Source organism: Marinisporobacter balticus, assembly GCF_004345705.1.
GTDB classification, from domain to species: Bacteria; Bacillota; Clostridia; order Peptostreptococcales; family Thermotaleaceae; genus Marinisporobacter; species Marinisporobacter balticus.
The window spans coordinates 1-25,022 of the sequence record NZ_SLWV01000039.1; the positions used below are offsets into that span (position 1 = coordinate 1).

The 25,022-nt window shown below is 34.9% G+C and carries 26 protein-coding genes; 5 read left to right on the forward strand and 21 right to left on the reverse strand.

Going from position 1 to position 25,022, the window contains the following annotated elements; genetic code table 11:
* The first annotated feature begins 226 nt into the window (after positions 1-226).
* Positions 227-799 (forward strand): sensor histidine kinase, encoded by a 573-nt coding sequence (locus EV214_RS17140; RefSeq protein ID WP_132247994.1) that lies wholly within the window; start codon positions 227-229, stop codon positions 797-799.
* An 82-nt stretch (positions 800-881) separates the two neighbouring features.
* Here the strand turns inward: EV214_RS17140 and EV214_RS17145 are convergent, their stop codons facing one another.
* Together EV214_RS17145 and EV214_RS17150 are read right to left on the reverse strand one after the other, a co-directional pair.
* On the reverse strand, positions 882-1,289 hold the full coding sequence (locus EV214_RS17145; protein ID WP_132247996.1) for a DUF2000 domain-containing protein: 408 nt from the start codon (positions 1,287-1,289) through the stop codon (positions 882-884).
* A gap of 77 nt (positions 1,290-1,366) precedes the next feature.
* On the reverse strand, positions 1,367-2,152 hold the full coding sequence (locus EV214_RS17150) for an AraC family transcriptional regulator (RefSeq protein WP_132247998.1): 786 nt from the start codon (positions 2,150-2,152) through the stop codon (positions 1,367-1,369).
* A gap of 187 nt (positions 2,153-2,339) precedes the next feature.
* Here EV214_RS17150 and EV214_RS17155 point away from each other — a divergent pair, with 187 nt between their 5' ends.
* The 3 genes from EV214_RS17155 to EV214_RS17165 all read left to right on the forward strand — a co-directional run bounded on the left by EV214_RS17155 (position 2,340) and on the right by EV214_RS17165 (position 5,831).
* On the forward strand, positions 2,340-3,131 hold the full coding sequence (locus EV214_RS17155) for an acetoacetate decarboxylase family protein (protein WP_132248000.1): 792 nt from the start codon (positions 2,340-2,342) through the stop codon (positions 3,129-3,131).
* 985 nt (positions 3,132-4,116) lie between these two features.
* Complete coding sequence (locus tag EV214_RS17160) at positions 4,117-4,626, forward strand: GNAT family N-acetyltransferase (RefSeq protein ID WP_132248002.1); 510 nt, start codon at positions 4,117-4,119, stop codon at positions 4,624-4,626.
* 524 nt (positions 4,627-5,150) lie between these two features.
* A complete protein-coding gene (locus EV214_RS17165) occupies positions 5,151-5,831 on the forward strand; it encodes a 4Fe-4S dicluster domain-containing protein (protein WP_243116708.1) in 681 nt (226 codons plus the stop codon).
* A gap of 100 nt (positions 5,832-5,931) precedes the next feature.
* Here the strand turns inward: EV214_RS17165 and EV214_RS19250 are convergent, their stop codons facing one another.
* The 13 genes from EV214_RS19250 to EV214_RS17225 all read right to left on the reverse strand — a co-directional run bounded on the left by EV214_RS19250 (position 5,932) and on the right by EV214_RS17225 (position 16,253).
* Complete coding sequence (locus tag EV214_RS19250) at positions 5,932-6,321, reverse strand: SDR family NAD(P)-dependent oxidoreductase (RefSeq protein ID WP_330571338.1); 390 nt, start codon at positions 6,319-6,321, stop codon at positions 5,932-5,934.
* Positions 6,322-6,362: 41 nt separating this feature from the next.
* A complete protein-coding gene (locus EV214_RS19460) occupies positions 6,363-6,491 on the reverse strand; it encodes a hypothetical protein (RefSeq protein ID WP_279233154.1) in 129 nt (42 codons plus the stop codon).
* Complete coding sequence (locus EV214_RS17175) at positions 6,491-6,754, reverse strand: hypothetical protein (protein ID WP_243116710.1); 264 nt, start codon at positions 6,752-6,754, stop codon at positions 6,491-6,493. Before EV214_RS17175 ends, EV214_RS19460 begins: the two co-directional genes overlap by 1 nt.
* Before the next feature lie 118 nt (positions 6,755-6,872).
* Positions 6,873-8,273, reverse strand: a complete 1,401-nt coding sequence (gene uxaC / locus EV214_RS17180; protein ID WP_132248008.1) for a glucuronate isomerase — start codon at positions 8,271-8,273, stop codon at positions 6,873-6,875.
* 11 nt (positions 8,274-8,284) lie between these two features.
* Positions 8,285-9,073: an SDR family NAD(P)-dependent oxidoreductase gene (locus EV214_RS17185; RefSeq protein WP_132248010.1), complete on the reverse strand. Its 789-nt coding sequence runs from the start codon at positions 9,071-9,073 to the stop codon at positions 8,285-8,287.
* Between the two features lie 31 nt (positions 9,074-9,104).
* Entirely contained in the window at positions 9,105-10,322 is a 1,218-nt protein-coding gene (locus tag EV214_RS17190; protein WP_330571336.1) for a UxaA family hydrolase, read from the reverse strand.
* A 10-nt stretch (positions 10,323-10,332) separates the two neighbouring features.
* Positions 10,333-10,665 (reverse strand): UxaA family hydrolase, encoded by a 333-nt coding sequence (locus EV214_RS17195; RefSeq protein WP_132248012.1) that lies wholly within the window; start codon positions 10,663-10,665, stop codon positions 10,333-10,335.
* Between the two features lie 10 nt (positions 10,666-10,675).
* Positions 10,676-11,338 carry an RraA family protein gene (locus EV214_RS17200; RefSeq protein WP_132248014.1) on the reverse strand — a complete coding sequence of 221 codons (663 nt, stop codon included), beginning with the start codon at positions 11,336-11,338 and terminating at the stop codon, positions 10,676-10,678.
* A 5-nt stretch (positions 11,339-11,343) separates the two neighbouring features.
* Entirely contained in the window at positions 11,344-12,114 is a 771-nt protein-coding gene (locus tag EV214_RS17205; protein ID WP_243116711.1) for an alpha/beta hydrolase, read from the reverse strand.
* A 13-nt stretch (positions 12,115-12,127) separates the two neighbouring features.
* On the reverse strand, positions 12,128-13,435 hold the full coding sequence (locus EV214_RS17210; RefSeq protein ID WP_132248018.1) for a TRAP transporter large permease: 1,308 nt from the start codon (positions 13,433-13,435) through the stop codon (positions 12,128-12,130).
* Positions 13,426-14,007, reverse strand: coding sequence for a TRAP transporter small permease (locus tag EV214_RS17215; protein WP_132248020.1), 582 nt, complete (start codon positions 14,005-14,007; stop codon positions 13,426-13,428). The genes EV214_RS17210 and EV214_RS17215 overlap by 10 nt, the downstream gene beginning before the upstream one ends.
* An 80-nt stretch (positions 14,008-14,087) precedes the next feature.
* A complete protein-coding gene (gene dctP, locus EV214_RS17220) occupies positions 14,088-15,146 on the reverse strand; it encodes a TRAP transporter substrate-binding protein (RefSeq protein WP_132248022.1) in 1,059 nt (352 codons plus the stop codon).
* Between the two features lie 30 nt (positions 15,147-15,176).
* The gene (locus EV214_RS17225; protein ID WP_165916445.1) at positions 15,177-16,253 is read right to left on the reverse strand and encodes a LacI family DNA-binding transcriptional regulator; all 1,077 of its coding nucleotides are present in this window, start codon (positions 16,251-16,253) and stop codon (positions 15,177-15,179) included.
* Between the two features lie 1,212 nt (positions 16,254-17,465).
* Here EV214_RS17225 and EV214_RS19575 point away from each other — a divergent pair.
* Positions 17,466-17,660: a carboxymuconolactone decarboxylase family protein gene (locus tag EV214_RS19575; protein ID WP_334295693.1), complete on the forward strand. Its 195-nt coding sequence runs from the start codon at positions 17,466-17,468 to the stop codon at positions 17,658-17,660.
* A 222-nt stretch (positions 17,661-17,882) separates the two neighbouring features.
* On the opposite strand, the gene EV214_RS17235 is transcribed toward EV214_RS19575, so the two are convergent.
* From EV214_RS17235 to EV214_RS17260, 6 genes are all read right to left on the reverse strand, one after another.
* Positions 17,883-19,097: a M28 family peptidase gene (locus EV214_RS17235; RefSeq protein ID WP_132248026.1), complete on the reverse strand. Its 1,215-nt coding sequence runs from the start codon at positions 19,095-19,097 to the stop codon at positions 17,883-17,885.
* A 91-nt stretch (positions 19,098-19,188) separates the two neighbouring features.
* A complete protein-coding gene (locus EV214_RS17240; protein WP_132248028.1) occupies positions 19,189-19,923 on the reverse strand; it encodes a MerR family transcriptional regulator in 735 nt (244 codons plus the stop codon).
* A 187-nt stretch (positions 19,924-20,110) separates the two neighbouring features.
* On the reverse strand, positions 20,111-20,641 hold the full coding sequence (gene hpt / locus EV214_RS17245) for a hypoxanthine phosphoribosyltransferase (protein ID WP_132248040.1): 531 nt from the start codon (positions 20,639-20,641) through the stop codon (positions 20,111-20,113).
* A 99-nt stretch (positions 20,642-20,740) separates the two neighbouring features.
* On the reverse strand, positions 20,741-21,472 hold the full coding sequence (locus tag EV214_RS17250) for an MBL fold metallo-hydrolase (protein ID WP_132248030.1): 732 nt from the start codon (positions 21,470-21,472) through the stop codon (positions 20,741-20,743).
* 224 nt (positions 21,473-21,696) lie between these two features.
* A complete protein-coding gene (gene nrdG / locus EV214_RS17255; protein WP_132248032.1) occupies positions 21,697-22,245 on the reverse strand; it encodes an anaerobic ribonucleoside-triphosphate reductase activating protein in 549 nt (182 codons plus the stop codon).
* Positions 22,246-22,258: 13 nt separating this feature from the next.
* On the reverse strand, positions 22,259-24,619 hold the full coding sequence (locus tag EV214_RS17260; RefSeq protein ID WP_132248034.1) for an anaerobic ribonucleoside triphosphate reductase: 2,361 nt from the start codon (positions 24,617-24,619) through the stop codon (positions 22,259-22,261).
* Positions 24,620-25,022: the final 403 nt, after the last annotated feature.

Below are 25,022 nucleotides of genomic sequence, written 5' to 3' on the forward strand. Positions count from 1 at the left end.
AATGAAAGAATTATTTCAGTAAAAGAATCTTATCGAATTATATAATCTGAGAAAATTATGCTGTATTGAAGAAGGATAATTTGAGAATCTACAATCTGCCTTTAGAAACGGTGTATGGCTATGGCTATATACTCAAAGTGGAGTGATAACATGAAAAAAGATTTCAGATCCATCAGTTGGAAAATATGGTGGTCAATGGCTGGAACCATAGTAATGCACACCAGTTATGATCATTAAGGGATATGCTCAATCCATATTAGACGGCATAGATGTAGATTCAGAAAAATCAGTTGCCCAAGTAATCAAAACAGAATCAGAACGTTTAGAAAGAAGAATTACCCAACTCCTAAGACTAAATACTCTTAGCCATGCACTCGAGTATTCTGAAAACAGAGAAATTGTTAGAGTTGATAGACTTCTTAAAAGTCTCGTATCAAAGTTTAGTGTAGTTAGACCCGAACTAAATTGGAAACTAGATCTGAAAGAATTAGAAGTTAAAGTTGATCCAGAAGTCATTCTCATTGCCTTTGAAAATATCATTGAGAATCAATTACGATATGCTGAAAGTTCAATTGAAATATTGATGGACGTAAATGAAAAAATAGAAGTAAAAATTTCTAACGATGGCCCACCATTTGAGCTGAATGATCCCATGGAACTCTTTGATTCTTATAAGAAAGATAAAGAAGGTAAATTCGGACTTGGCCTTGCTATTGTAAGACAAGTTATTGAAGTTCATGGAGGAACTATAATAGCTTATAATACAAATAAAAGTGTTGAATTTAAAATTATCTTTTAATATAGATTGAAATTGTAAAATAAAGATTCAACGATTGTGCAACGTAATCGTTGAATCTTTGTCTTTTTAGCTGTATACCTATCTATCTTAACATTTTAAAATTACTAGTCAACTTATTAACCTTCTTTTTAAGTCCATAGATACATAGTCCAAGATAGTTTATCTGCTCCTTACCAGTTAAAATCAGCTTATTTTCATAATCATCATAACTCAAAGATTTTTGAGCAACATCACTAAATCCTATTATTTTAATATCTTCATCTTTTTTTTCTAGTATTTCATCATATTTATTTTTTAATTCTTCTTTTGACAGAGCTAAAATTGGTATTGGAATATTGGTAACACCTTCATGTACTCTCCCATCCATGTCTTCTAATTTTTTACCTATTAATCCATCTATCTGACTAGCAAGACTAATACCTAATGCAGCAGAAGTATTTGCAATAATTCCAATAGGTAGATCTTTATCAATTATCATTACACATTTCATGTGAATACCTCCTCTTAAAAATATAATAAAATTATAGAGGTATTAATATGATTTTTATTGTATGAAATTGATAGCAATCAGATAAGTGATTTTTGATACTTAAGTGGTGTTATCCCATAAGCTTTTTTAAATTCCTTAGTGAAATGCGGTTGATCATAAAAGCCTGCCTCTAGTGCAATATCAACTATACTGCCACCTTTTTTTATCAGATTCTTTGCATAGTCTATTTTAAGTTGTAATTGATAAGCATTTGGTGTTGTATTAAACTTACTCTTGAAATTTCTAATTAGAGAAAATTTATTAACATTAAAAGTATCCTCAATATCAGTTAGTTGAATCATATCAAGAAAATGATGTTCGATATATTTTTTTATCCAATTCATTTTTTTACTACTTTGAAATTGTATGTCTATCTCACATGTGTCAAATATCTCATTAATAATATTTATCAATGCTACTTCTTTATCAGGTCTACTTACATCACTTTTAAGAATATCTGCTATATATTTTATTTTATTAAATTCATCGTTACCTAATTTTTTTACTCCTATTGAATTTTTTATAGTCAAATTTCCAACAATTTCTTTACAAAATTTGTTATCTATATAAATCATTGTAAATTCCCAATTATTGATATCTATAGGTTGACATTTATGACTTACATATGGATATATAATTACAGCCTCTCCAGCCTTAATCTTATAATCTTTTCCATTAATATTTAGCATAGTTGAACCTTTTTGAATATATCCAATTGATAATTCTTGATGAATATGATTTTTATACGAATGTAAATCATCAGAACAAGTTTTGATTTCAATCATATCAAGTACCTTTGATCTATAATACTCTATCCCTTTCATAAATATCACCTCTTAAGAATATTTTTATTTTATTATATCATTTATTTTATAAAATCTTTACTCAAAAATTATTGTAATTCTATGAATATTGATTTTTTTATGTATCACATAAATCAATTTCTTACAATATCACTATACTTCAATGAATTAAAATATAGTTACAATTATAAAAGGAGGTCATAACAATATGATTAAAGGATACACTCTTCCTCGCACACCACTTGGTAAATCTAGTCTTGTACCAAACCCACCATGGCATTATGTAGGTAATGCTATTGCAGTTGAATACAAAGTAAATGAAGATATTGCTGCATCATTCTTACCAGAAGGTCTTGAACTATCTTCAGCTCAATGCGCAGTATACTTTATTGAATGGCAATATGCAAGTGAGACTGGTGAAGAATATCTTGACCCAGTTTGTAGTCAATACCGTGAAACTATCGTTCTACTATCAGCAAGCTATAATGGCTCCCCGGTAGCCTACTGTCCTTTCATCTGGGTTGATCAAGATAAAGCTCTTATGCGTGGTCTTATTCAAGGTTGGCCAAAACAGCTTGGCGAAACTTGGATAACCAGACCGTATGACTTATCTTCAAAGGCTGCTCCAGTCGTTGGGGAAGGTGGAAAGTTTGGTACTGCTCTATCTACAAATGGACGTAGATTAATAGAAGCGAAAATTACGCTTGAAGAAAAAACCAATTCATTTCCTTCACCCACTTTTGCAGGTGCTGTCTTATTAAGACACTTTCCAGAACTTGTAAAGTCTAAGCACGATAAACCTGCTGTTCATGAACTAGTTCAACTTAAATCAAGAGATGTTAAGGTATCTCCGATTTGGAAAGGGCAAGCTTCTTTGAATATCTTCGATCATCCTTATACAGAGCTTCCTGCCTTAAGTCCCACATCTATTATTGCAGGTTATAGATTTTCTGTAGCATTGACTGTTGATGATTTATATCCTCTTCGTGATTTAAAATAGACAATATAAGTCATGTTTAAAAAAATAATAAGCCAATTTATATTTAAAATCCAGTTTAAATTTAAAAATCAAGTTTAAACTGGGTTTTTACAATTTTTGTTTTCCTAAATTATACTAATTGGGTAGCTTCCATACTTATTTTTCACTAAAAAATATACACTTTCCCTTTACCCCAAAAACAATTTCCTATACTTTTATTTCCATATAAAGAACTCTTTTTCATTTTTATGGTAATGTCATAACAAACCATTTTTTAATATCTTCAGTTCTATCCAGTACAGTTTCATAAATCTTCATTATCTCTTTTTTTACTTTTTACCAGCTTCATATACTTTTTCAATAAGTTTTACAAAAGTATTTTTCCCTTTTCAAGTCATGATTTTTGTAAACCCTAAAATAGCTTCATATTTATCAAGAATATCGCCATTCCAATATCTACTTTTAAGCCAATAAGATTCTATGCTATCTACCATAAAATCTGCTGTAGCCTTAGTATCCTTTGTTATGTTTTTTGGGTTTTTGTCGTTATTAACTATTAAAACCTAATTTTAAGGATGCCTTCATATTTTTTGCTAAAAATGTTCTGTTATTTCTTTCTTAATGTCTTAGAATTGAGATATTATAAAAAAAATGACTTATTATTTATTTTGAAGTGCCTTGTTATTTATTCATTAGAAAGGAATAATCTCCTCTTCTTTTCTAACATCTAGTATTTAATTTTGTATTAGTGGATATATCTAGAAGAACTCTTAAAAACCATCGGAATTGCATGGGTGTTATGAAACAGTTAGGGCATATTATGCCTAGGCAGTTGTAAAAACAAAGCCTTGTATTTTTATCCGCAATATTGTATAATTATAAAAAGGTTTTTGAAATACCTTTCCCATAAAGCAAAATTAATGCAATTTATAAAAGTAGAAAACCTTTAAATACCTTAATCTGGCGTATATTTATGAGAAATAAAAATAGATTGGAGTAACAATATATGGATATGATAATTAGAAAAGCCGATATTTCAGATATAAAAGATATATACATGATAACAAGAGAAGCCTTTAATAAATATGCCCTGAACCTCGGTCTTCCCCAGAAGGTCTCTGCACTTAAAGAGACGGAAGAAACAATAAAGGATGAGTTTGCCAATAAAAACATACTGATTGCATGTTTAAACAATGAAGCCGTTGGTTCCATACGTTACGAAATAATGCCAGGGAACATTGCATATATCAGTCGTTTTGCCGTTAAGCCGACAATACAAAACAATGGCATAGGCAAAGCCCTCTTTCTAGCAGTGGAGGATGCTCTTGTAAAAGACAACATTAAATCTGTAGTTCTCCACACTGCATCAAAGATAACATCTCTTATGCACTTTTATTATAGTCTGGGCTTTTATATTCATTCAACCACTTCGGATAGAGGGTATATAAGAGCATTATTGTGCAAGGAGTTCGTTCAAGATGAATCACCTGATTTATCTTATGTACAAAGCATATAATCAGGGAGACAATGAGACCCGAGAAATCACTTGATTGAAAAATCATTTAGCCTTGCTTTTATTCGGTTTCAAGGTTGGCATTCTACCAACTATACACGCAACATAGAAGTGTCGCACTACCCCAAAATTTATTATATCATAGCATTTCTCAAGAAGTGTTCTAATAAAATCATTTTTTTTTAACTCTTTATGATAAGGTTCACCATAATGCAGTTTATTATAAAATAATGTTTATATAATTAGCAATACTATTTATTTAAAGAGATTTTTCAATTGATAAATCTCTTTCTCATCTAATTCAAATTAAACTTATAACTATATTCCTATCTTGTGATTGATCCACTTACTTGACAATCTAAAAAGGCTTCTCCTTTGACTTCTGCGATTTAACCACTTAAATAGTGCCTTCTTTTCCATTACATTTATCATATTCATTTCAATAGAGCGTGTATTTTTAGCAGATTAAACAAACTTTTTTACAAGAAACAATACCAGAACATGATATTCTATTTATAGGATCACCTGTGTATGCACATCATCTTCAATATCATATTAAGGACTTAATTAAAAATCTGCCTAAACCCCTAAATGGATGGGGTAAAGTCGCAATACCCTTTGTTACTTATGGTGGTATTCATTCTGGTATTGCTCTTGAAGAAGCAGGGAAGCTACTAAAAAAAAGTGGAAGAAAAGTTTTAGCTGGTTTAAAAGTATCCAGTTCACATCGCATGACTAGAGCCTTTATGATAGAAGAGTATAACAGCTGTCCATCTGAAGATAAAATAATTTCTACTATTGAGGAACTTGTAGAACGTGTTAGATCAGTTGATTTGTATTCTTTAAAAGATAAATCAAAATATCTTAACTATCAAAGCAGAAAAACGTATTTAAAAGCAAACATAGTATTTAAAGAAAAAGTCTGGCATGAAAAAAGATATCCTAAAGTAGTAATCGATGACAATGAATGTATAAGATGCGGTAAATGCATAAATGTATGTCCTATATGCCATTTACAACAAAATCTTGATAAATCTACAATCAAAAATATTAATAATCCATGCATTCACTGTTTTAATTGTGTAATTGAATGTCCACAAAAATCAATATCCCTAGTTGGTAATCTCGAGACAGCAAAAAAAATTATGGAGAATATGATAAAAACCGCTAAAGAAGACTCTGACACCTATTTATATCCAACTATATAGCGCTTAGAAGAAGAAATATCTGAACCACAAATACTTGCTATTTCTATTTGTAATAATATACTGGTTTGCTTTGTTTCTGGTACGTGAACCTTCCTATGCACTAATCTAATATATTATCGTTGACCCATTCAATGGCTAATCCTCGTGTAATACCAGTTACTCCTGCTTTAGTAGAACAGTAAGGTACAACTTCTTCAAATCCTAAATGTGCTGCCATTGAAGAAATATTAACAATTCGTCCTACGTGCTTAGATTTTTTTAAATAAGGATATGCATATTGACTCATGTAAAAAACAGCATCCAAGTCAAGACGATGTATCTTATCCCAATATTCTTCACTTAGATCTTCTGCACGCCATCTTTTTGTTGTTCCAGCATTATTAATTAGAAAATCCAACCCTTTTTTTTCACCGATTTCAGTTACAACTTTTTTCACATTCTCACGATCTGTAATATCTACTGGTATTCTTACTATATTATAATGATCTATTGCGCTTTTTCCGCTTCTACTTAAGTCATAAACTTTGGCTCCTACATTTCTACATTTGCTAAAACATTTGCTATGCCTTCTCCAATGGCGCTTGAAGCACCAGTAACAATGCCTACTCTTCCTTCTAATGAAAACAATCGTTCTAATGTATTTGCTGTATTACTCTCCATTACTTCACCTCCTCTAAGAAGTCTTCTCTAAATCTAAAGTCCCAACTATTACCTTGACGCGGACATGCATAGCCATTTTCTATAACCATATAATTGTCTATGATTTCATCAATCCAATCAAATGATTCTGCTCCGTAAGATTTAGCAATTGTAGTAAGTAATGGAACATCATAGTCCTTATAATAGTGTGGTAGCACCGGAATATTGTTTAGAATTGCTGGGGCAGCTGAAGGTACATCCATTCCTTGATTCGCATCCATCATAATTTTTATTTATCTAGCATCTTAATTACTCATTTTAATTATTCAAAAATAGCTATATATTATAAATTAGACCGTCTAATTGGTTAGACGGCCTTTATAATTTATACTTACTCTGACTCTAAAAGCCAAAAAAATTCTTCACATTGTAATAACAAACATTCTCCACAATGCTTTTTAGCTCCTCTTCGCCAGAAAAATATTCTCCACGCTCTACGAGATTGCCAAGGTAATTACAAAGTACACGGCGGTAAAGTTCATGACGCGGATAGCTTAAAAAGCTGCGACTATCAGTAAGCATGCCAACAGACAAGCTGATTGGATAGAGATTTGCTACGGCATCAAATTGACGCTCAATACCATAAACCTGATCATTAAACCACCAAGGTGCGCCGAGTTGCACCTTGGCACGAGTCCCGCCTTCACAAAAAGCGGCAGCAAGCACAGCAAAATTTTCAACTTTACTGCTGTCAAGTGGATATAAAATAGTTTTTGGTAATTCATCAATGGATGTTAGCCGGTCGAGCAAAGTGCCAATGCTCTTTACGCTAGTACGATCATCGGTGCAGTCAAAGCCTGTAGATTCACCTATAGCAGCCGCCTTGCTTGTATTTGCATTAAGGTAAGTTCCTACATGCAGTTGCATCACAAATCCATTACGTTTGTACATACGCCCCATCTCAAATAAAAAAGCTGAACGGTATTGGTTTATTTCTTGTTCATTAAGCTGTTTTCCTGCAATTGCCTTAGCAAAAATATCCTCAACTTCTTTTGAAGTATAATCCTCCCATGTACAATCAGGAATGCCATCATCGCTGATATTAGTTCCTATACTTTTAAAGAATTTCAAACGTTTTTCTAATGCAGAAAGTAAATCCTCAAAACTATTAATAACTTTTTGTGCGGCATTGCTAAGGTTAGCAATATAATTTGAAAAATCATCTTTTTCACAAAACATAGCTTTATCAGGGCGGAATGCAGACAACACCTTGACTTTCATTGTCGTATCAGTCTGCATCTTTTTGTGGTATTCCAAAGTATCAATAGGATCTTCCGTAGTGCTGACGATCTTTACATTCGAAACTTCCATGCACCATCGGCGTGTCATTTTTTTTTCACGAATCAGCCTCTTTGTTCTGTTATAGATGTCATCTGCATTAGCTTCACTCAGAGGCTCATCAATACCGAAAAATCGTTTCAATTCAAGTGCACACCAAATGTAAATAGGATTTCCAATCAGCTGTGGTAGTATCTTGGCGAAAGCCACATATTTTTCATAATAGCTTGCATCACCAGTTATATATCTTTCTTCAATGCCAAATGTGCGCATGGCACGCCATTTGTAATGGTCACCAGCCAACCACATTTCGCCTATATCTTCAAATTCTTTATTCTCCCAAATTTCTTTGGGTTTCAAATGGCAGTGATAATCAATAATAGGCATTTGCTTAGCAACTGTATGATATAGTTTGCGCCCGGTCTCGTTTGTAAGAAATAATTCCTCTGAAAATTTTCTATTCATTTTGTTCACCTCTAAAAACCGATAAGCGCACCGCCATCTACTGGAATACAAGCTCCAGTGATGTATCGCGCTGCATCGCTGCATAAGAATGCGGCACACATACCAACATCCATTGGATCACCAATTGTTTTAGTAGGAATACGTCCCATAATTTTTGCCAATCGCGGTGGATCATTATCCGTTGCCTTGTGGAACATGGGTGTATCAATCCAACCTGGTGCAATGGCATTGACACGGATACCAAACTCAGCACACTCAGCAGTAAGTGTATGGATCAGCCCAAGATATCCTGCTTTTGCCGTAGCATAACCACTAACCTGTGGCTGCCCTATATAACTGGTCATGCTGGCCATAAAAACAATACTACCTTGATTGAAAGTTTTCATATGTGGTATCAGCGCTTTAGTCAGCGCAAAAGCTCCAACAAGATGCACATTCAGTACGCTTACATATTCTTCTACAGACATATCCCATATGAATTTTTTGCAGTGATTACCTGCGTTATTAATAAGAATGCTGATTGGTCCGTGTTCAGCGATAATCTTATCCACTATTTCCTGGGTATGATCCGTATCAGTGATGTTAAACTGATAAAATATTGCCTTTTCACCAAATTCAGCTAATGCGTCTGTAGCTTGTTCAGGTGCTTCAAAACTTAGGACAATCACTTTTGCCCCAGCACTGATTAAGCATCGTGTAATTGAAAGCCCTAGTCCCGTGGATCCTCCTGTTACAATTGCAGTCTTTCCCTCCAGGGAATAAACTTTGTGAATGTTAAAATTTGCAAAATCAATTGACATTATAAACCCTCCTTTTTATTGTAATGGTCAATTAGTGTGTACATTTTGATGGCAAAGCGACTTGCTTTTCTTGATATTTATATGGAATAAAATATTCCTTGTGTCCCAGTACCTCACTTTTGGTCAATGTACCTGAAGCAACATTGGCTATCATTCGTGCGAGAGATTGTGCCGATTCGTTGAGTGTGCAGTCACCCGAAAGAACAAGGCCTGCATCAAAATCCATATCATCTTTCATTCGTGCGTATGTAATGCTGTTGCCTGTTATTTTCACGCAAGGAGAAACGGCGCTACCCACTACATTTCCGCGCCCTGTAACAAGAAGTACAATGTGACAACCGCAAGATATAAGGTCCATCAAGCCTTCGTTATCATTAGGATTTGTGATACCGAACTGCATCCAATGGGGATCTGGCGTAGAATCAAGAAGCCACAGTCCTTCATGTGGTGGGTTTCCAGCTACCTTCAAAACGCCTTCAATGGGTTTTGATCCACTCTTTGCAAAGGCTCCCATACTCTTTTCCTCTATGGTACTAAGCCCCCCAGCAAAATTGCCGGGACTGACAGAATATTGCCTCACAGCTTTACAATAGTCCAGTGCCTTATAATAAGTATATTGAAGTTCATCGCGCGCTTGCTCATTTGCTGCACGGGCTGTAAGCAAATCGACAAGTCCGATAGCCTCCACAATCTCCTCAAAAATGGCAGTACCCCCCATTTCTATGAGCATATCATAAAAACGTCCTACAACTACATTTCCAGCAAGTCCACTGGTGTAGTCGCTTCCTCCACATTCGGCACCGATAACAAGATCTGATATACTCATTGGTACACGTAGAGTTTCTTTGAGTACATCCAACATTTCATGTACTATCATGACACCTTTATTAATACTTTTTTTGGTTCCTCCTTCTGTCTGTATAAACATCCAAGCATGCTGCTTGCCCTCCTCTGCAGCGATGTTAGCCAACCACTCAGGTTGAACGTATTCGCAGCCTAATCCAACCACAAGCACTCCACCAACATTAGGATGGCGTATAAGAGAAATGAGCATGCGCACGGCATATTCGTTGTCGGTACAGCCAGAAAATCCTACACACTCTATGTCCACATTGTCACTGATTCGCGTTATTTCTTTTGCAACGAACGAAGAACATTCTACGGTATAGATAACAAGTACTTTATTACGAATACCAATGCGACCATTCTTACGTGCAAATCCTTGCCATCGCATATTATTCAGTTCCATAAATACCTCCTCATTCATATTTGATGTCCTTCGGTTTTCCTGTTACTATGTCAAGATGACTAGAACGTTCATCATATATACTACGCATACAATGCAAATGCACCCATTTCCCCTTAGCAATACTTTGGGTTGCACGGCCAATAACTATGCCGTATTTTATTATATCTTCATCATAATCTATATCCCGCAAAGCTATTTTATGCCCCACTAAAACATGCTCTTTCACATCGACTACATTCTGCAATGAATCACCTCTTAAAACAACAGGTCCTTTATTTAATTCGGTTAGTGCAGTGGCCACATTATCACGAAAATTAATTTGAAATGCCATTTGTTGTTCCATCGTATCCTCCTTATAAGATTCCAAATTTCGCAAAGGCTTCTGTAGCGCTCATGCCATCTTCGATAGCTTTTCGTACCAATTTTTCACCTGTCGCTTTGTCGAGTGATTTTTGAATCACTTCTTCCGCAACTTTTTGGGGGATTACTAGTACACCATCTATATCGCCAAAGATAATGTCACCGTCATGAATTGTAACTTGTCCAATCTCGATCGTGCATCGAAAATCTACCACATTTGTACGAATACTAGAATCCTGTGCCCAACAACCTTTACTAAATACAGGCCAATTTTGACTGAGTACTTGTGGTGTATCTCGGTGCCAACCATCCACTACCGCACCAACGCTACCACGTTTTTTTGCAGTAGCAGTAAGAAGTTCTCCCCACAAAGCACTATTTCGTGCACCAGTTCCTACAAACACCTCATTTTCTTGAAGCTGATCCAATGCTTCTGTCAACAGTCCAAAAGGTTTCTTTTGAACGCCGAATACATCGTGTTCAAGAATTGTACATGCCTTACCTGCGATCTTCATATCATTTTGCAATGGCCGAATATATTGTGGCATGAACTGATGTGTGTATCCCATTACATCCAAAATATCGCCAACAACAGGTGTATATAGTTTTTCTTTCATAAGCGCAAACATTTCGTCCTCGTTATTCCAAATAGTCATAAAATCTACTCCTTTACTTTATTAATAGTATCAAGCCATTGTATACACTGTTCAAACCAACCAGCTACATGTATATCTGGCAAACGTCCTTTTTCAAGCTCAGCTACAGCATCCGTTGCAAGAGATAGTCCATGGACACCATAGGGATAAAGATGTACCTCAGCAGGAATACCATGGTTTGCCAACCCTTGCGCAAACAAGATTGTATTTTGTACAGAAACTGTTTCATCAGCCATTGTGTGCCACAAAAATGTGGGCGGTGTATTCTTGCTTATGTATTTCTCTAAAGAGAAATAGGATCCATCTCTTTCACCCACAAGAGCCTTTATGCTTTCTCTATGAGCATATCTACCTGTGGTGATAACAGGATAGCAAAGAATGAGAGCATCCGGTTTATTCATGCTATCAAGCCCAAACATGTTAGGATCATTCCAATGAACCCCAAGGCTTGCAACTAAATGTCCGCCCGCTGAGAAACCACAAACAATAATTGGCTTTCCCTCAATATCGATTTCAATAGCGTGTTCTTTTACCTTCCTTACAGCCCATGCAAGCTCTTTAAGTGGCTTCGTCCAAAGGTTTTCTCCTGTAGAATAAGAAAGTACAAATACTTGCCAATCCGAAGCAGAAAATGCATCTGCAACCGGTTGACCCTCCCGAGTCGAGATGAACTTATACCCGCCTCCTGGACAGATAATAATTGCACCTTTTGCATTAGCTATTCGCTTATAAGAAAGGCTTGCGCCTGTATCTTCGTAAACAAAATGCTTGGTCAACATAAATCCTCCTCTAACTTCCCATTACAGGCATAACCAGATCTGGGATGAACATTACAATACCTGGGATGTAAGTGATAATAAGCAATACTATTATCATCACCGCGAAAAACGGTAACAGTGTTTTTATCAGTTTCTCAATAGGCACACCTGATACTGCAGAACCTACAAACAGTGTTCCTCCTACAGGTGGTGTAATTAAGCCAATACCGAGATTCAATATCATAATTACCCCGAAATGTACTGGATCGAGTCCAGCGCCAACCGCTATTGGTAGCAAAATTGGTGTCGCTACAAGAATGATAGCTGACATATCCATAATCGTACCTAACAATAACATAGTTATATTTAAAATAAATATGATAATATATTTATTATCTGTCATACTAGTAATTGCATTTGCCACCAGTTCAGGCATTTTCAAGTAGGTCATAAGCCACCCGAAAACCTGTGATGTAGAAATAAGAATCATCACAATTGCAAGAGTACCAAGTGATCGTTCAAAAACACGCCACATTTTTGCTAGTGTAAGTTCCTTGTAAATAAAAAAACTAACAAACATTGACCATATTACAGCAATGGCTGCAGATTCTGTAGCCGTAAAAACGCCCGTAACAACCCCAAATACAACAATGATAACAGTTACAAGTCCCCAAATGGAATCTGCCAATGTTTTCAATACATGCTTGATATCGAATGGATCCCCCTTAGGATATTTCCTTTTTACAGCAAGAATATAGCTGTATATCATCAAAGCAATTCCTAGCGTGATTCCAGGAATTATTCCACCGAGGAATAGACGCCCTATAGACACACTACCTGCTACCATGGCATACATGACCATATTATGGCTAGGCGGAATAAGTAGCCCCTGAACCGAACTTGCCATAGTAATATTCGTTGAAAACTCATCATCATAACCTTGTTCCCTCATCATTGGAATAAGAATGGTTCCAAGAGATGCTGTATCAGCAGTTGAAGAACCTGATATACCGCCAAAAAACATTGATGCAACGATATTTACCATACCAAGCCCACCTCTTAGCCAACCCACAAGAGCATTTGAAAGATTGATAAGTCTTTTTGAAATACCGCCTGCACCCATAATTTCACCAGCTATGATAAAAAATGGCACTGCCATTAGCGTAAATACATTTACACCTTTTACCATCAGCTGTGCAATCTGCATTAGCGGCAATCCCAGATACATCGTTGTTAGAAGGCTCGAAACACCTATAGCAAATGCAATAGGGAACCGACAAATTAGCATAATAAAAAAGGAACCTATTAAAATTAATATGGCAATTATATTTACATCCATTTGTCTTTTCCCTCCGTTTCACGAATTTGTTCTACAGCATCTTCTGCCAATAACTTCGCTTCATCTACTATAGTATTTCCATGGAGTGTAACACCTCTCCTGAGACGATCAAAAAAGTTAACCAATCTCTCAATTCCCATCAAGCATACTGCAATACCTGCAATGGGACAGGTAAGATATAACCACATTGATTTAATGCCTACACCAGTTATAATATTTCTTCCTGCCAGCATTGAAAACTGCCATCCATAAACAATCATAAATAACCCAAAACCAAAAATGGCAACTTGCGCCATACCACGCATCACAGATACAACCTTTTCAGGTGCAATAAAATCAATCACAGCCATACGGATATGTGTATCGTTGCGTATTGCAAGTGCAGCACTGACAAGGGACATATATACCATGCACATCAGTACAACTGGCTCACCCCATACAAGGCTATCCTTGATAACAAATCTATTGAACACAACATACGCAGTAATAACTACCATGCCTATGAATGCTAACTTGCAAGAGGTCATAAAGAACCAGTATACGCCGTCAAAAAACTTTGTAACCCATTTCATAGCATACCTCCTATATTCTTAATCTAATGATAGAACTGGGGACACCTAACTTAACTATCCCCAGTTCTGCTTTCAGTCAATTATTTTGCCAAAATGGCATCGTAGTACTTCTCATAACCGGTAGCATATTTTAGCACAACACTTTTTGTAGCTTCAATATATGGTGTCTTGTCTGGAACTTCTACTACATTAGCACCAGCAGCTTTGATTTGCTCTAAAAGATCCGTGTCAAGTTTTTCTATATTTTCACGATTCCATTTTTCAGCCTCTTTTGCAGCTTCCATAACCAAAGATTGATCCTCCTCATCAAGCTTGCTCCATACAGACTCACTCATAAGTACGATAGAAGGACTATATGTATGCCCTGTTAGAATATAATTTGGAGCAACCTCATAAAATTTATTTGAGAAATAACCTGAGAAGGGTTGTTCCGCACCGTCTACTGTACCTGTTTGAAGTGAAGAGTAAAGTTCTGAAAAGCTAATAGGCGTTGACTGAACACCTAAAGCACTGACCGTATCAGTCATAAGATCCGTTGTAGGAACACGTAATTTAAGACCTTTAAAGTCATCAATACTATCAATTACAATATCTTTTGATGTAAAGAAGTGTCGACTACCTTCGTCAAGATAGAAGAGCCCTCGCATACTTGAACCTATTTCTTCAGGTTCACGAAGGAATTCCTCTCCTATTTCACTATCTAGTACATTCCAAAGATGTGCACGATCACGGAAAATAAAAGGTAATCCAAACAATGTTAGTTTCTTAGCTCCAAAATCCCCAAGGGCATTGGTATTTCCACGACAAATATCAATTGCACCCCCACCCATTTGCAAGGTTTGGTACATCGTTTTTTCATCACCCAATTGGCCCGCTGGGAATACCTCAATTTTGATACGTCCGTTTGATTTCTCAGAAACAAGCTTAGCAAATTGTTGTCCGCTTTGAGCCATGATATGTCCGTCAGGGTTTAATTCTGCATATTTAAAAGTATATGAAGGTTTGTCTTTTTCTGTTGTAGCATTCGTGTTGCTATTATCTGTTTCAGATACCTGTTTGGAACTTGATGAAGAACCGCACGCTGACAATAAAGTTACGAGCATTACCATTACAAGAAGCAAAGAAAATATTTTTTTCATTGAATGAATCCTCCCTTGAATTTGATTTTGCTAAAATAACAACTTGTAGACTTCATCTTCATACATTGACATACTGCTTTGGAAAACGATTTCACTACCTACATAGACAGTATCCATAGGCGGACGAATACCTCGAAGAATATATTCTACCAGATACTTCGCAGATAAATATGCCTGCATATAAGGATTTTTATGCACCAAATAAGTAAATACACCTGTTCGTAAATAATCAAAATTTTCTTCAAACAAGTCGCTCCCTACTGCTGTCATCTGCCCAGCCATGCCTGTTTCAATCAATGCTTTTCCAAGCATTACACTACTACGAGCATTTACACTGCAACACGCAGTCACCTCTGGACGCTGTAACCCTCGAACAATACGATTGTAATCTTCCTCTTTCATTTTGTTAGTGTGGATCTTGTACACAGGATTTTTAAATCCTTTTTGTTCCAGATAAGCATCGAAACCTTGTGTAATCATATAATGCGCTGGAATTGCCGCATCCCCAGCGCAAAGCAGGATGCCACCATCTTTTGGTATTTGACGAATAATAAGCTCCGCTAATGTTCGTCCGATAATTTGATAGTTCGGCTTCACACAGCATAGTCTTCCAGATTGTGGCAAATCTGTGCCTATAAGAACAACAGGAATGTCATTTTCAGTAAACAGCTGAATAGACATTTTTCCCCGAATATCTGTGTAGCCTATCGTCAATAACCCATCCACTTTCGTATGCTTCAACAAATCGTTAAGTTCATTCGCTTGATTGTTAACACCACTATAGTCGTTATAGTATTGAAATTCAAGCAATTCTACATTAAAATCACCCATTGAGCGCATGTACTCACGCACGCCTTCCCACACATGGGTAAAGTAGAACCTGTTGTCTTCCGCTGGACCTGGAATCGCTGCAGCAATGCGAATGGTTTTACGCTTTAGCGATGCTGCAACTGCATTGGGGCGATATCCACATTCTTTAGCAATTTTTTGAATACGCAATCGTGTTTGTTCACTCACTCCCTGTTTTCCTGACAATGCACAGTGTACAGTCCCTAGGGAAACATTCGCCTTGTCTGCTATGTCCTTGATTGTAATACGTTTTTTCAAAACAGTCACCTCATACTTACTAAAACGTTTTTGTTGTTATATTACCATTATAGATTTATCAGAAGATTTTGTCAATGTTTTTTAACATAATATATAATAATTGGATCATTTTACTATTATATATGCATATATTTGTGTATATTTTCTATGTTTTACTTTGTTTTTTAGCACGCTTCACATTTATGTCAACCATAACGTTTTATATATTTTTATTTTTTATATAATATATGCCTTATATTTTTTCCAATAATAAATAGCAAAGCACATGCTTTTATTTTACCCCCTCGTTTATTAGTGGATCTAAAAAGCACTTTCCTGATGCTAGTATTTACATTTGATAAGTTTCATGTAGTAAAAAGAATCCATGAAGAAGTAAAAAAAAAAAATGAGCTACTCAAAAGTACTAGATATATTTGGCTTAAAAATCCTAAAAATCTTACAACTAAGTAACTGGAAAAAATGGAGTCCTTTTCAAAATCAAAGTCAAAAACGCTAAGGAATTATTATAGGAATATTGACCGCTCTAGATAATGATTTAGCTACTTTAAAGTAGTTAAAAAATCGTACTGCTTTAATAGAACTACTCGATATATATATTTCAAAAACAGGTAAAAATGCAGTTTATGAGATACCTGATATTCTCTTTTCACATAAAAATACTATTGAAAAGTCATTAAGAGATAACGAAATATCCCTATTTCCTGATAAAAACACTCTTTTTCTTTATGATTTAACCAATACATATAGAAAATGCAATGGACACATTAAAAGAAACTAGATTTATTGACGATGTGAAAAACTTCAACGTTCTATACAAAAGGAATCAATAAAGATGATGAAAAGGTAATAGTTATAAGACTTGTAAAGAAAGAAGACAAAGAAAAAAGAAATATTTTAACAGGATGTTATGTAATAGAAACAAGCCATAAAGATAAGTTATTAGGTGTTAAAGATTCACTAAGAAAGGTTCATCAACTTGTAGGAGCAAGGTTGTAGTGACCTATTAAAATTAAAGAATATAGCAAAATCAGTAATTATATTAGGGAAGTTTGGTTAAGAAAATGTCCAATGTATACTATACTTATCAATATTTCCTCCAAGAAAAATATTGACTTAGAGTTAACTCTACATTGTACAGTATAAATATACTAAAAAAATGGAGGTAATACAAATGGACAAGGTGGGGAGAATGTCATTGCCTCGCTGAAATCAATAGCACCAGACTTAGGAAGATACATTATTGAATTTGCCTTTGGAGATATTTACTGTCGTGAGGGACTTTCATTACAGGAACGAGAAATGATTACTATTTCTAGCCTTTTGACCGCTGGAGGTTGCGAACCGCAATTACAGGTTCATATTAATGTTTGTCTCAATGTTGGCATTTCTCCTGAAAAAATAAGATAGTAAAATAGGCTCGGGTGCCAGACTTTTTACTTATTCTAATTTTAAAAAAATAAAAAATACTCTGAAAGCATTGATATATGTTGCTTTTATACTGTTTTCGCATTTACTTATGATACGGTTCACTGTAACATTATATCGACGGTTTTTTATTATTAGAGCAAAGAGCCCTCCTGTGTAGGATGGCTCTAGTTTTTGTCTGTTCTATTCCTTGAGATTACTCTATTAAAGGGCATTACTAATAATATCTTTTAATACAGTAACCAAGTCCTCCAACAATGCTATGTCCACATTGTCTATTGTATCCTTTGGCGTATGGGAAATATTCATAACAACATCTCTGCAATTTTCTGATGTCACCGCAATGCAGGGGACACCCTTCTGAAGAAACATTGAATGATCTCCTTCATACCATTCTTCTCCTTTGACTACGGTTTTATAATTACCAATAACCCTCATTACTTTATTTGTCTCATGATCTGACAGATTATAAAACGAGAACGCCGATTTTGAATCCTTATGGCCTACGCCATCAATGTTGATCACTAATCTCACATCTTTAAAATCCCCATTGTTTTGATTGATATATAACATTTGTCCCGGTACTGCATAGTAATCCTCACCATTAAAGGGAATAACTTCGATATCATAGAGTCCCTTGTATTCTCTTAGTTCTTCTGCCAAAGCCATTAATACTGCCACGCCAGCTGCATTATCTAATGCACCTGGTGTGTTTTTCTTCGTATCTATATGGGCACATAATATAATCCTCCCTTTTCCTTCACCTTTTTTTCTTGCAATTGGATTATATGATTTGGCAAAAATTCTTTCCGCTTCGATTGACAACTCAATTTTCTGTCCAACGAATTTTATTAATTTTTCACCATCTACATCTTTCATATAAACTGATGGTATATCAAAATCTCCATCTTCAAATACTGGAAAAGGATAGAGCCCCCCTGATACACCTTCTCCATGCCCAGTAATACAAACAATTGCCTTAGGCTTTTTCTCTTCTAATAAGGATATCATCTGTTTGTGTTCCTCTGGATTATAAAATACAAAGTTTTTTGGCATAATCTGTTCTTTCGTCAACTCATTAGTAATCGCCAGTATTTTCCCACAAACATCTACTTTTTTTAATTCATCAAATGTAGATATATGCACCAATTCTGCACTGGCATCACAGGGTAGCGAATAGGGACTTGAAAATGCCTGGTACTCCTCGTCTCCAGCCTTTAAATGCACTTCACTACATTCCCACTCAATACAATCGAAACCATCTTTTTGCATATCATAGCCCAATGATGCCATAACATTATAAAAAAAATCTACTGCTTCTCTATTCCCATCACTTCCCACATGGCGCTGACCTATTTCCACCGTTAGCTTTTCAAGATATGTCCTGATAAAATCTTTACCTTTCACTGATAATCCCATAATCTACACCTCCAAGATTTGATAAAACTCTTTACTTTCTGAAGTATATCATCGCAGGAAAGGGTGGTGTACAAATGTAGGGTTTAATAAATTATCCTTCAATTTCATCTAATATCCTAACAATTTCTTCTGCTTTATCTGCAGTCTTTTGTATAGTATATAGCCAGCGATCTCCTGTCCATACAATATCTTCTTCATTTGGATTATGTAATACCTCTAGGGCTTCTTCGCTACACCCATTATCAAACTTATTTAAGCACCTATGTATAGCAGACATACTGTATCTTGCCTGTCGCAACATATAGATTATACTAAGACGCTCAATTTCTTTCCTACCGTATATCCTACTTTTGTTTTTTCCAACTCGTGGTGTATCAATCAGTCCATTTCGCTCCCAATTTCTGAGGGCTTCAGGTGTAGCCCCAACTACTGCTGCAGCTTCTGCTCTACTATAGATTTCTCCTGTTTCTTCTACTACTGTTCTGTCTGCCCATTGCTTTAATATTCGGATAGCCTCTATGGCTTTCCTATATTCTATTTCAATAATCTTCATATACTCTTCCGTATACTTTCTAGCCGCTTCCACTTCCCAAGATTTCATAGCATCAATTAATTTCACAGAAGCTTTACGAATATTTTCTCCTGGCCACTCATCAAGAAAAATGCACCTTAAAATCATTACTTGATATAAGTGTTTATTATTAAACAACCTATATCCATTTTCTCCTCTTGGAACAGGTGATATCAGTCCAATTCGTTCATAGAACCTTACAGTATTAGGATGAATGTTTGTTTTTCGCGCAATATCATTTGTTTTATAAAACAATGCCTTCTTCCTCCATAAAACATTTTTGTTTTTGATTCTGTTACTTGTAAATATGCAGAACTATTTTGGACCAATGCCCTCATATAATACGACTTAAGGTTTCCTCCCTATCAAAAAACCTATAGCGTAGATTCTTTTCTATTAATCTACGCTATAGGGTTTTAGTATACTATTGACTTTTTTATCATTAATCAACAAAGGCAAACACATAAGGAACATTTCTATAATAGTCCCCGTAGTTTAATCCATATCCTACAATAAATTTATCAGGTATCGTAAATCCAACATAATCCGCTTCTAACTGCGTTTTTCTTCTAGATGGTTTATCTAATAATACACAGCATTTTATACTCGCAGGATTTTTGGATTTTAAATGTTTCAAAACAAACTCCATTGTAATACCCGTATCAGCAATATCATCTACGACTAAAACATCATACCCTTCAAGGTTTGTATTTAAATCATATAATATATTTACATTACCAGAAGATTGTTCTCCATGTCCATAGCTTGAAGTAGCCATAAATTCTATTTTAACAAGGGCATCAATTTCTCTCACTAAATCTGCTGCAAAAACAAAGCTTCCCTTCAAAAGAGATACCGCCACTAGTTTTTTTCCTTTGTATTCCGCTGTAATTTGTTTACCTAATTCCTCTACTCTTTTTTTTATATCTTCTCTAGAAAAAAGGACTTCTTTTCTTTTATTTTCTATATCCATGTCAAATTTCGCCTCCAGTTCACTCTCCATATTACTCAATATTCTAATCTATATCCTATTCTTTGTCAATCTTCAACAACTTACGATAAATAGTCTCCTCTATAATCGCCAGTTCATACCTGTTTTTGCCATTTCTATTTTCCCATCAAAATTTTCCCTTGCTTGCTTCAACAGATCATCATGCTCTCCAAAATGCGGTAAATGTGATAAAACCAATTGTTTAACATCTGCCATTGCTGCAATTTTCCCTGCTTCTCCTGCTGAAAGATGCCCTGTAATCGTTCCTACATTTTCGTTATATAAACTAGATTCACAAATGAGTAAATCTGCTTTATCAGCAAACTTTATGAGCGTATCATCCCATCCAGTATCTGCAGTATATACAATTTTTTTGTTCTTTTTTTCTATTCTCATAGAAAAACAAGTATCACTATGTACATTTCTATTAAAGAAAATAGTCAACTCGCCTAGTTTCAAAGGCTTTCTTTCATCAATGGCATTAGCAATGGTGTAATCATAATAATGAAGTTTTTCAAATTCTTTATCCTCTGCATGTCCATAAATATGAAGTGGCTTTTTTCTTTTTTTCAAATCCATCAATATTCTCATGGCGTATTGTAGGGTATATATATCTGCCATATGATCTGCATGATAATGCGATAGGATCACTGCATCTAGCGCTACTAGCTCTATATAGTTTTGCATATTTGATAAAACCCCTGAACCACAATCGATCAAAATATTTTCACCTTCTGATTGTAATAGATACCCCGAAGTAGCCTCATTTGCCGCAGGATAAGCCCCCCAGTAACCAATGGTTGTAATTTTCATATTTCCACTTTCCTTTCTAACCTTCTTTGTCGATCTTAGTATTCATTTTACCCATTTTTATGCAGATTCTTCACCTAAAATATAAAAACATCTTTTCATCGTATTTTATATACATTGAAAAGATGTTTTTTTATACCTTGTTATTTATATCTAAAATCACATAGGTCGCATTTAGATTCGCATGAACATCTGTAATGATAACTATTTCACACTAAAAATCTCCACTAAATTTTTGTTACTGCGATTTCTTCCATTGTATCATATTCTTCCTTCATCATAGCTACACGATACTTTAATGATTTTGTCACATCTATAATCCTTTGATTTTCTGAACCTCTAAATCTTAAAAGTAAACTTTTCTTTTCTAGTATGAAAGGCCCATCTACCAAAACATCTATATACGATAGGAACTCTTTCCATCCTTTTTTATATCTTTTCCCATTTTCATTGCATAGTTCCTCAAATGTATATCCTGTATAACACCATATGTTAAGCCCCAATTGTTTCGTTATCTTTGCTATTTCTATACATTCTAAAGGCTGTTCAAATGGTTCTCCACCAGAGAAAGTGACACCTTTATGTAATTTTAAAGTCATCAACTCTTCTTCTATAGTAGCAATATCTATCAAAAATCCACCATTTAAATCATGGGTAGAAGGATTATGACAACCTCTACAGTTATGCTTGCATCCTTGTGTCCAAATAACTGCTCTAAAACCTGGACCGTCTACAATACTCTCTTTTGTTATTTTATGAGATAGCCGAATAAACATCGTTAAACATCCTTTACATATTATGTTTTTTTCTGTCTTTTACTTCTGCTTGCTTTGCATTGTTAAACCGATCAACTGTTCCAACAAGATAACCCGTTATTCTTCTTATTCTTTCAAATTTCACGCCATCTTCTTCAGTTCTTCCACATCCAGGACATACTTCATCTATTACACCATTAAATCCGCATACTGGATCACGATCTACAGGGTGATTAATAGAACCATAACCAATTCCCGCTTCATACATTGCTCGGATGATTGTCTCAAAAGCTTCTAAATTATGGGATGGTTTTCCATCTAGTTCTACATATGTGATGTGCCCTGCATTGGTTAATTCATGATAAGGTGCTTCTAATTGTATCTTATCATAGGCGCCTATTTTATAATATACAGGTACATGGAATGAATTTGTATAATATTCTTTATCTGTTACCCCTTTGATTATACCAAATTTCTCCTTATCTATCTTTGTAAATCTTCCTGAAAGACCCTCTGCTGGTGTTGCGATTAAAGAGAAATTCAGTTTATATGCTTCTGCGGCCTTATCTAAGCGATCTCTCATATGCTTTACAATTCTTAATCCTAAAGCCTGTGCTTCTTCACTTTCTCCATGATGCTTTCCAATCAAGGCTTTTAAACTTTCTGCAAGTCCAATAAATCCAACGGTTAATGTGCCATGTTTGATCACTTCACTTAGATCATCTTCCCAGCTTAAATCATCTGAATCTAACCATACACCTTGACCCATAAGGAATGGGAAATTTTTTACTTTTTTACTCTTTTGTACTTCCATTCTTTCTAATAATTGATTCATTACTAAATCTATTTTTTGGTCTAACCCTTTGAAAAATCCATCTAAATCTACTTTTCCATTGGTTACTTGCCCATATTCTATGGCCAATCTTGGAAGATTTACAGAAGTAAAGGATAAATTCCCTCTTCCTGATACAATCTCTCTTGATGAATCATAGGCATTACCTATAACTCTTGTTCTACAACCCATATAAGTTGCTTCTGTTTCAGGACGATCTGGCATATAATACTTTAGATTAAAAGGGGCATCCAGAAAACTAAAGTTTGGAAATAATCTTTTAGCAGATACCCTGCACGCTAATTTAAACAGATCATAATTAGGATCTTCCTGATTATAATTGATTCCTTCTTTTACTTTAAAAATGGATATAGGAAATATGGCTGTTTCTCCATTTCCAAGTCCAGCCTCCGTGGCTAAAAGTACATTTTTTGAAATCATTCTACCTTCTTCTGAAAGATCTGTTCCAAAATTAATACTACTAAATGGTACTTGTGCGCCAGCTCTTGAATGCATCGTATTTAAATTGTGTATGAAAGCTTCCATTGATTGGTAAGTCTTTCTATCTGTTTCTCGATAAGTATGTTTTTTCACAAAATTATGTGTCTTATCCGCTTGTTCCCTGCTGATATGAAACTGATCCATCAAAAGATTAATCACAACTTCATATACTTCTATTGATTTTAAGGCTAATGCTTTGTTTGACTGTTTCTCAGCAGTATTTATAATTTCTACTGCCAACTTTGCTGCATGCGCATCTTCTAAGTCAAAATGTAGCGTCAGTGCTTTTGAAAGATTCTCTTGATAAATCTTTCTATATGTTTTTTTCACCCCTGGTGCTAATCCATAATCAAAAAATGGTATACTCTGCCCACCGTGTTGATCATTTTGATTAGATTGTATGGCAATAGCAGCTAAAGCAGCATAGCTTGTTATATCTTGTGGTTCTCTTAAAAACCCATGTCCTGTGGAAAAACCACCTTTAAATAATTCTAAAATGTCAATCTGTGCACAAGTTAAAGTACCCATATTGAAAAAGTCCAAATCATGGATATGGATCTCTCCATTGTCATGGGCTAAAGCATGTTCTCTTTTTAGCATATGGGTTTTACAAAATTCCTTTGATACAGCACTTCCGTATTGAAGCATTGTTCCCATAGCTGTATTGCCATCTATATTAGCATTTTCCCTTTTTGTATCACTTTCCTTTGCATCCTTTAGTGTAATGTTATGGATGGTCTTCATTAATCTAGTTTTAGATTCTCTACGTCTCGTTCTGTCTGCCCTATATAATATATACGCTTCACTTGTCTTTGCATGTCCTGTTTCTATCAATACTTTTACTACTATATCCTGCACCTGCTCAACAGTAGGAATATTATTTACATATTTTTTATTCAAAAGTGCAACAGCCTCTTGTGTTACACTTTCAGCAACCCCATAAGATGCTTCTTTTCCCTCTTCCTTAGCAACTTCGTGCGCCGATTTAAAGATTGCTGCAGTAATTTTACTCGGTGCAAAATTTATGATTCTTCCATCTCTTTTCTTGATTTTTTCAACCATTTACAAAATCCTTCTTTCTATATATTGTGTTTTTCATACACTCCTATACTATATATAGATCCATATGAAATAAAAAATACCCTTTTTCTTCTTATAAGGGTCTAATCAATTATTATATTTTGTATTTTTTAATATCTATTTGTACATACAAAATTTTAAATCATGTTCTCTTTTATGTCAATAGTAATCACGCACTGTATTTCGTTCCTTATTTGTTCTTAAGCGGTGTTCACAAAATAAAAATATTTTTTATCTCATTGACTCTTTTCTTTTTATAATCATAAAATAAAACACCATTTAGTCGTTTTATAAAATGTACCCTATAGAGTAGACATTAAAAAAAGTCTACCCTGTAGGGTATTTTTATGTATAATAGAAAAAAACAAGAATGGTGGAAGATAAA

Coding starts and splice junctions, on each gene's coding strand:
- EV214_RS17145 (WP_132247996.1), bottom strand. CDS start 1,289: ATGAAATGTGTAATGATAATTGATAAAGATCTACCTATTGGAATTATT.
- EV214_RS17175 (WP_243116710.1), bottom strand. CDS start 6,754: ATGATGGATGCGAATCAAGGAATGGATGTACCTTCAGCTGCCCCAGCA.
- dctP (WP_132248022.1), bottom strand. CDS start 15,146: ATGAAAAAAATATTTTCTTTGCTTCTTGTAATGGTAATGCTCGTAACT.
- EV214_RS17215 (WP_132248020.1), bottom strand. CDS start 14,007: ATGAAATGGGTTACAAAGTTTTTTGACGGCGTATACTGGTTCTTTATG.
- hpt (WP_132248040.1), bottom strand. CDS start 20,641: ATGGATATAGAAAATAAAAGAAAAGAAGTCCTTTTTTCTAGAGAAGAT.
- EV214_RS17250 (WP_132248030.1), bottom strand. CDS start 21,472: ATGAAAATTACAACCATTGGTTACTGGGGGGCTTATCCTGCGGCAAAT.
- EV214_RS17260 (WP_132248034.1), bottom strand. CDS start 24,619: ATGGTTGAAAAAATCAAGAAAAGAGATGGAAGAATCATAAATTTTGCA.
- EV214_RS17185 (WP_132248010.1), bottom strand. CDS start 9,073: ATGTCAATTGATTTTGCAAATTTTAACATTCACAAAGTTTATTCCCTG.
- EV214_RS17155 (WP_132248000.1), top strand. CDS start 2,340: ATGATTAAAGGATACACTCTTCCTCGCACACCACTTGGTAAATCTAGT.
- EV214_RS17235 (WP_132248026.1), bottom strand. CDS start 19,097: ATGGGATTATCAGTGAAAGGTAAAGATTTTATCAGGACATATCTTGAA.
- nrdG (WP_132248032.1), bottom strand. CDS start 22,245: ATGTTTATTCGGCTATCTCATAAAATAACAAAAGAGAGTATTGTAGAC.
- EV214_RS17210 (WP_132248018.1), bottom strand. CDS start 13,435: ATGGATGTAAATATAATTGCCATATTAATTTTAATAGGTTCCTTTTTT.
- EV214_RS17150 (WP_132247998.1), bottom strand. CDS start 2,152: ATGAAAGGGATAGAGTATTATAGATCAAAGGTACTTGATATGATTGAA.
- EV214_RS17195 (WP_132248012.1), bottom strand. CDS start 10,665: ATGGAACAACAAATGGCATTTCAAATTAATTTTCGTGATAATGTGGCC.
- EV214_RS17140 (WP_132247994.1), top strand. CDS start 227: ATGATCATTAAGGGATATGCTCAATCCATATTAGACGGCATAGATGTA.
- EV214_RS17200 (WP_132248014.1), bottom strand. CDS start 11,338: ATGACTATTTGGAATAACGAGGACGAAATGTTTGCGCTTATGAAAGAA.
- EV214_RS17190 (WP_330571336.1), bottom strand. CDS start 10,322: ATGGAACTGAATAATATGCGATGGCAAGGATTTGCACGTAAGAATGGT.
- EV214_RS17160 (WP_132248002.1), top strand. CDS start 4,117: ATGGATATGATAATTAGAAAAGCCGATATTTCAGATATAAAAGATATA.
- uxaC (WP_132248008.1), bottom strand. CDS start 8,273: ATGAATAGAAAATTTTCAGAGGAATTATTTCTTACAAACGAGACCGGG.
- EV214_RS19460 (WP_279233154.1), bottom strand. CDS start 6,491: ATGGAGAGTAATACAGCAAATACATTAGAACGATTGTTTTCATTAGAA.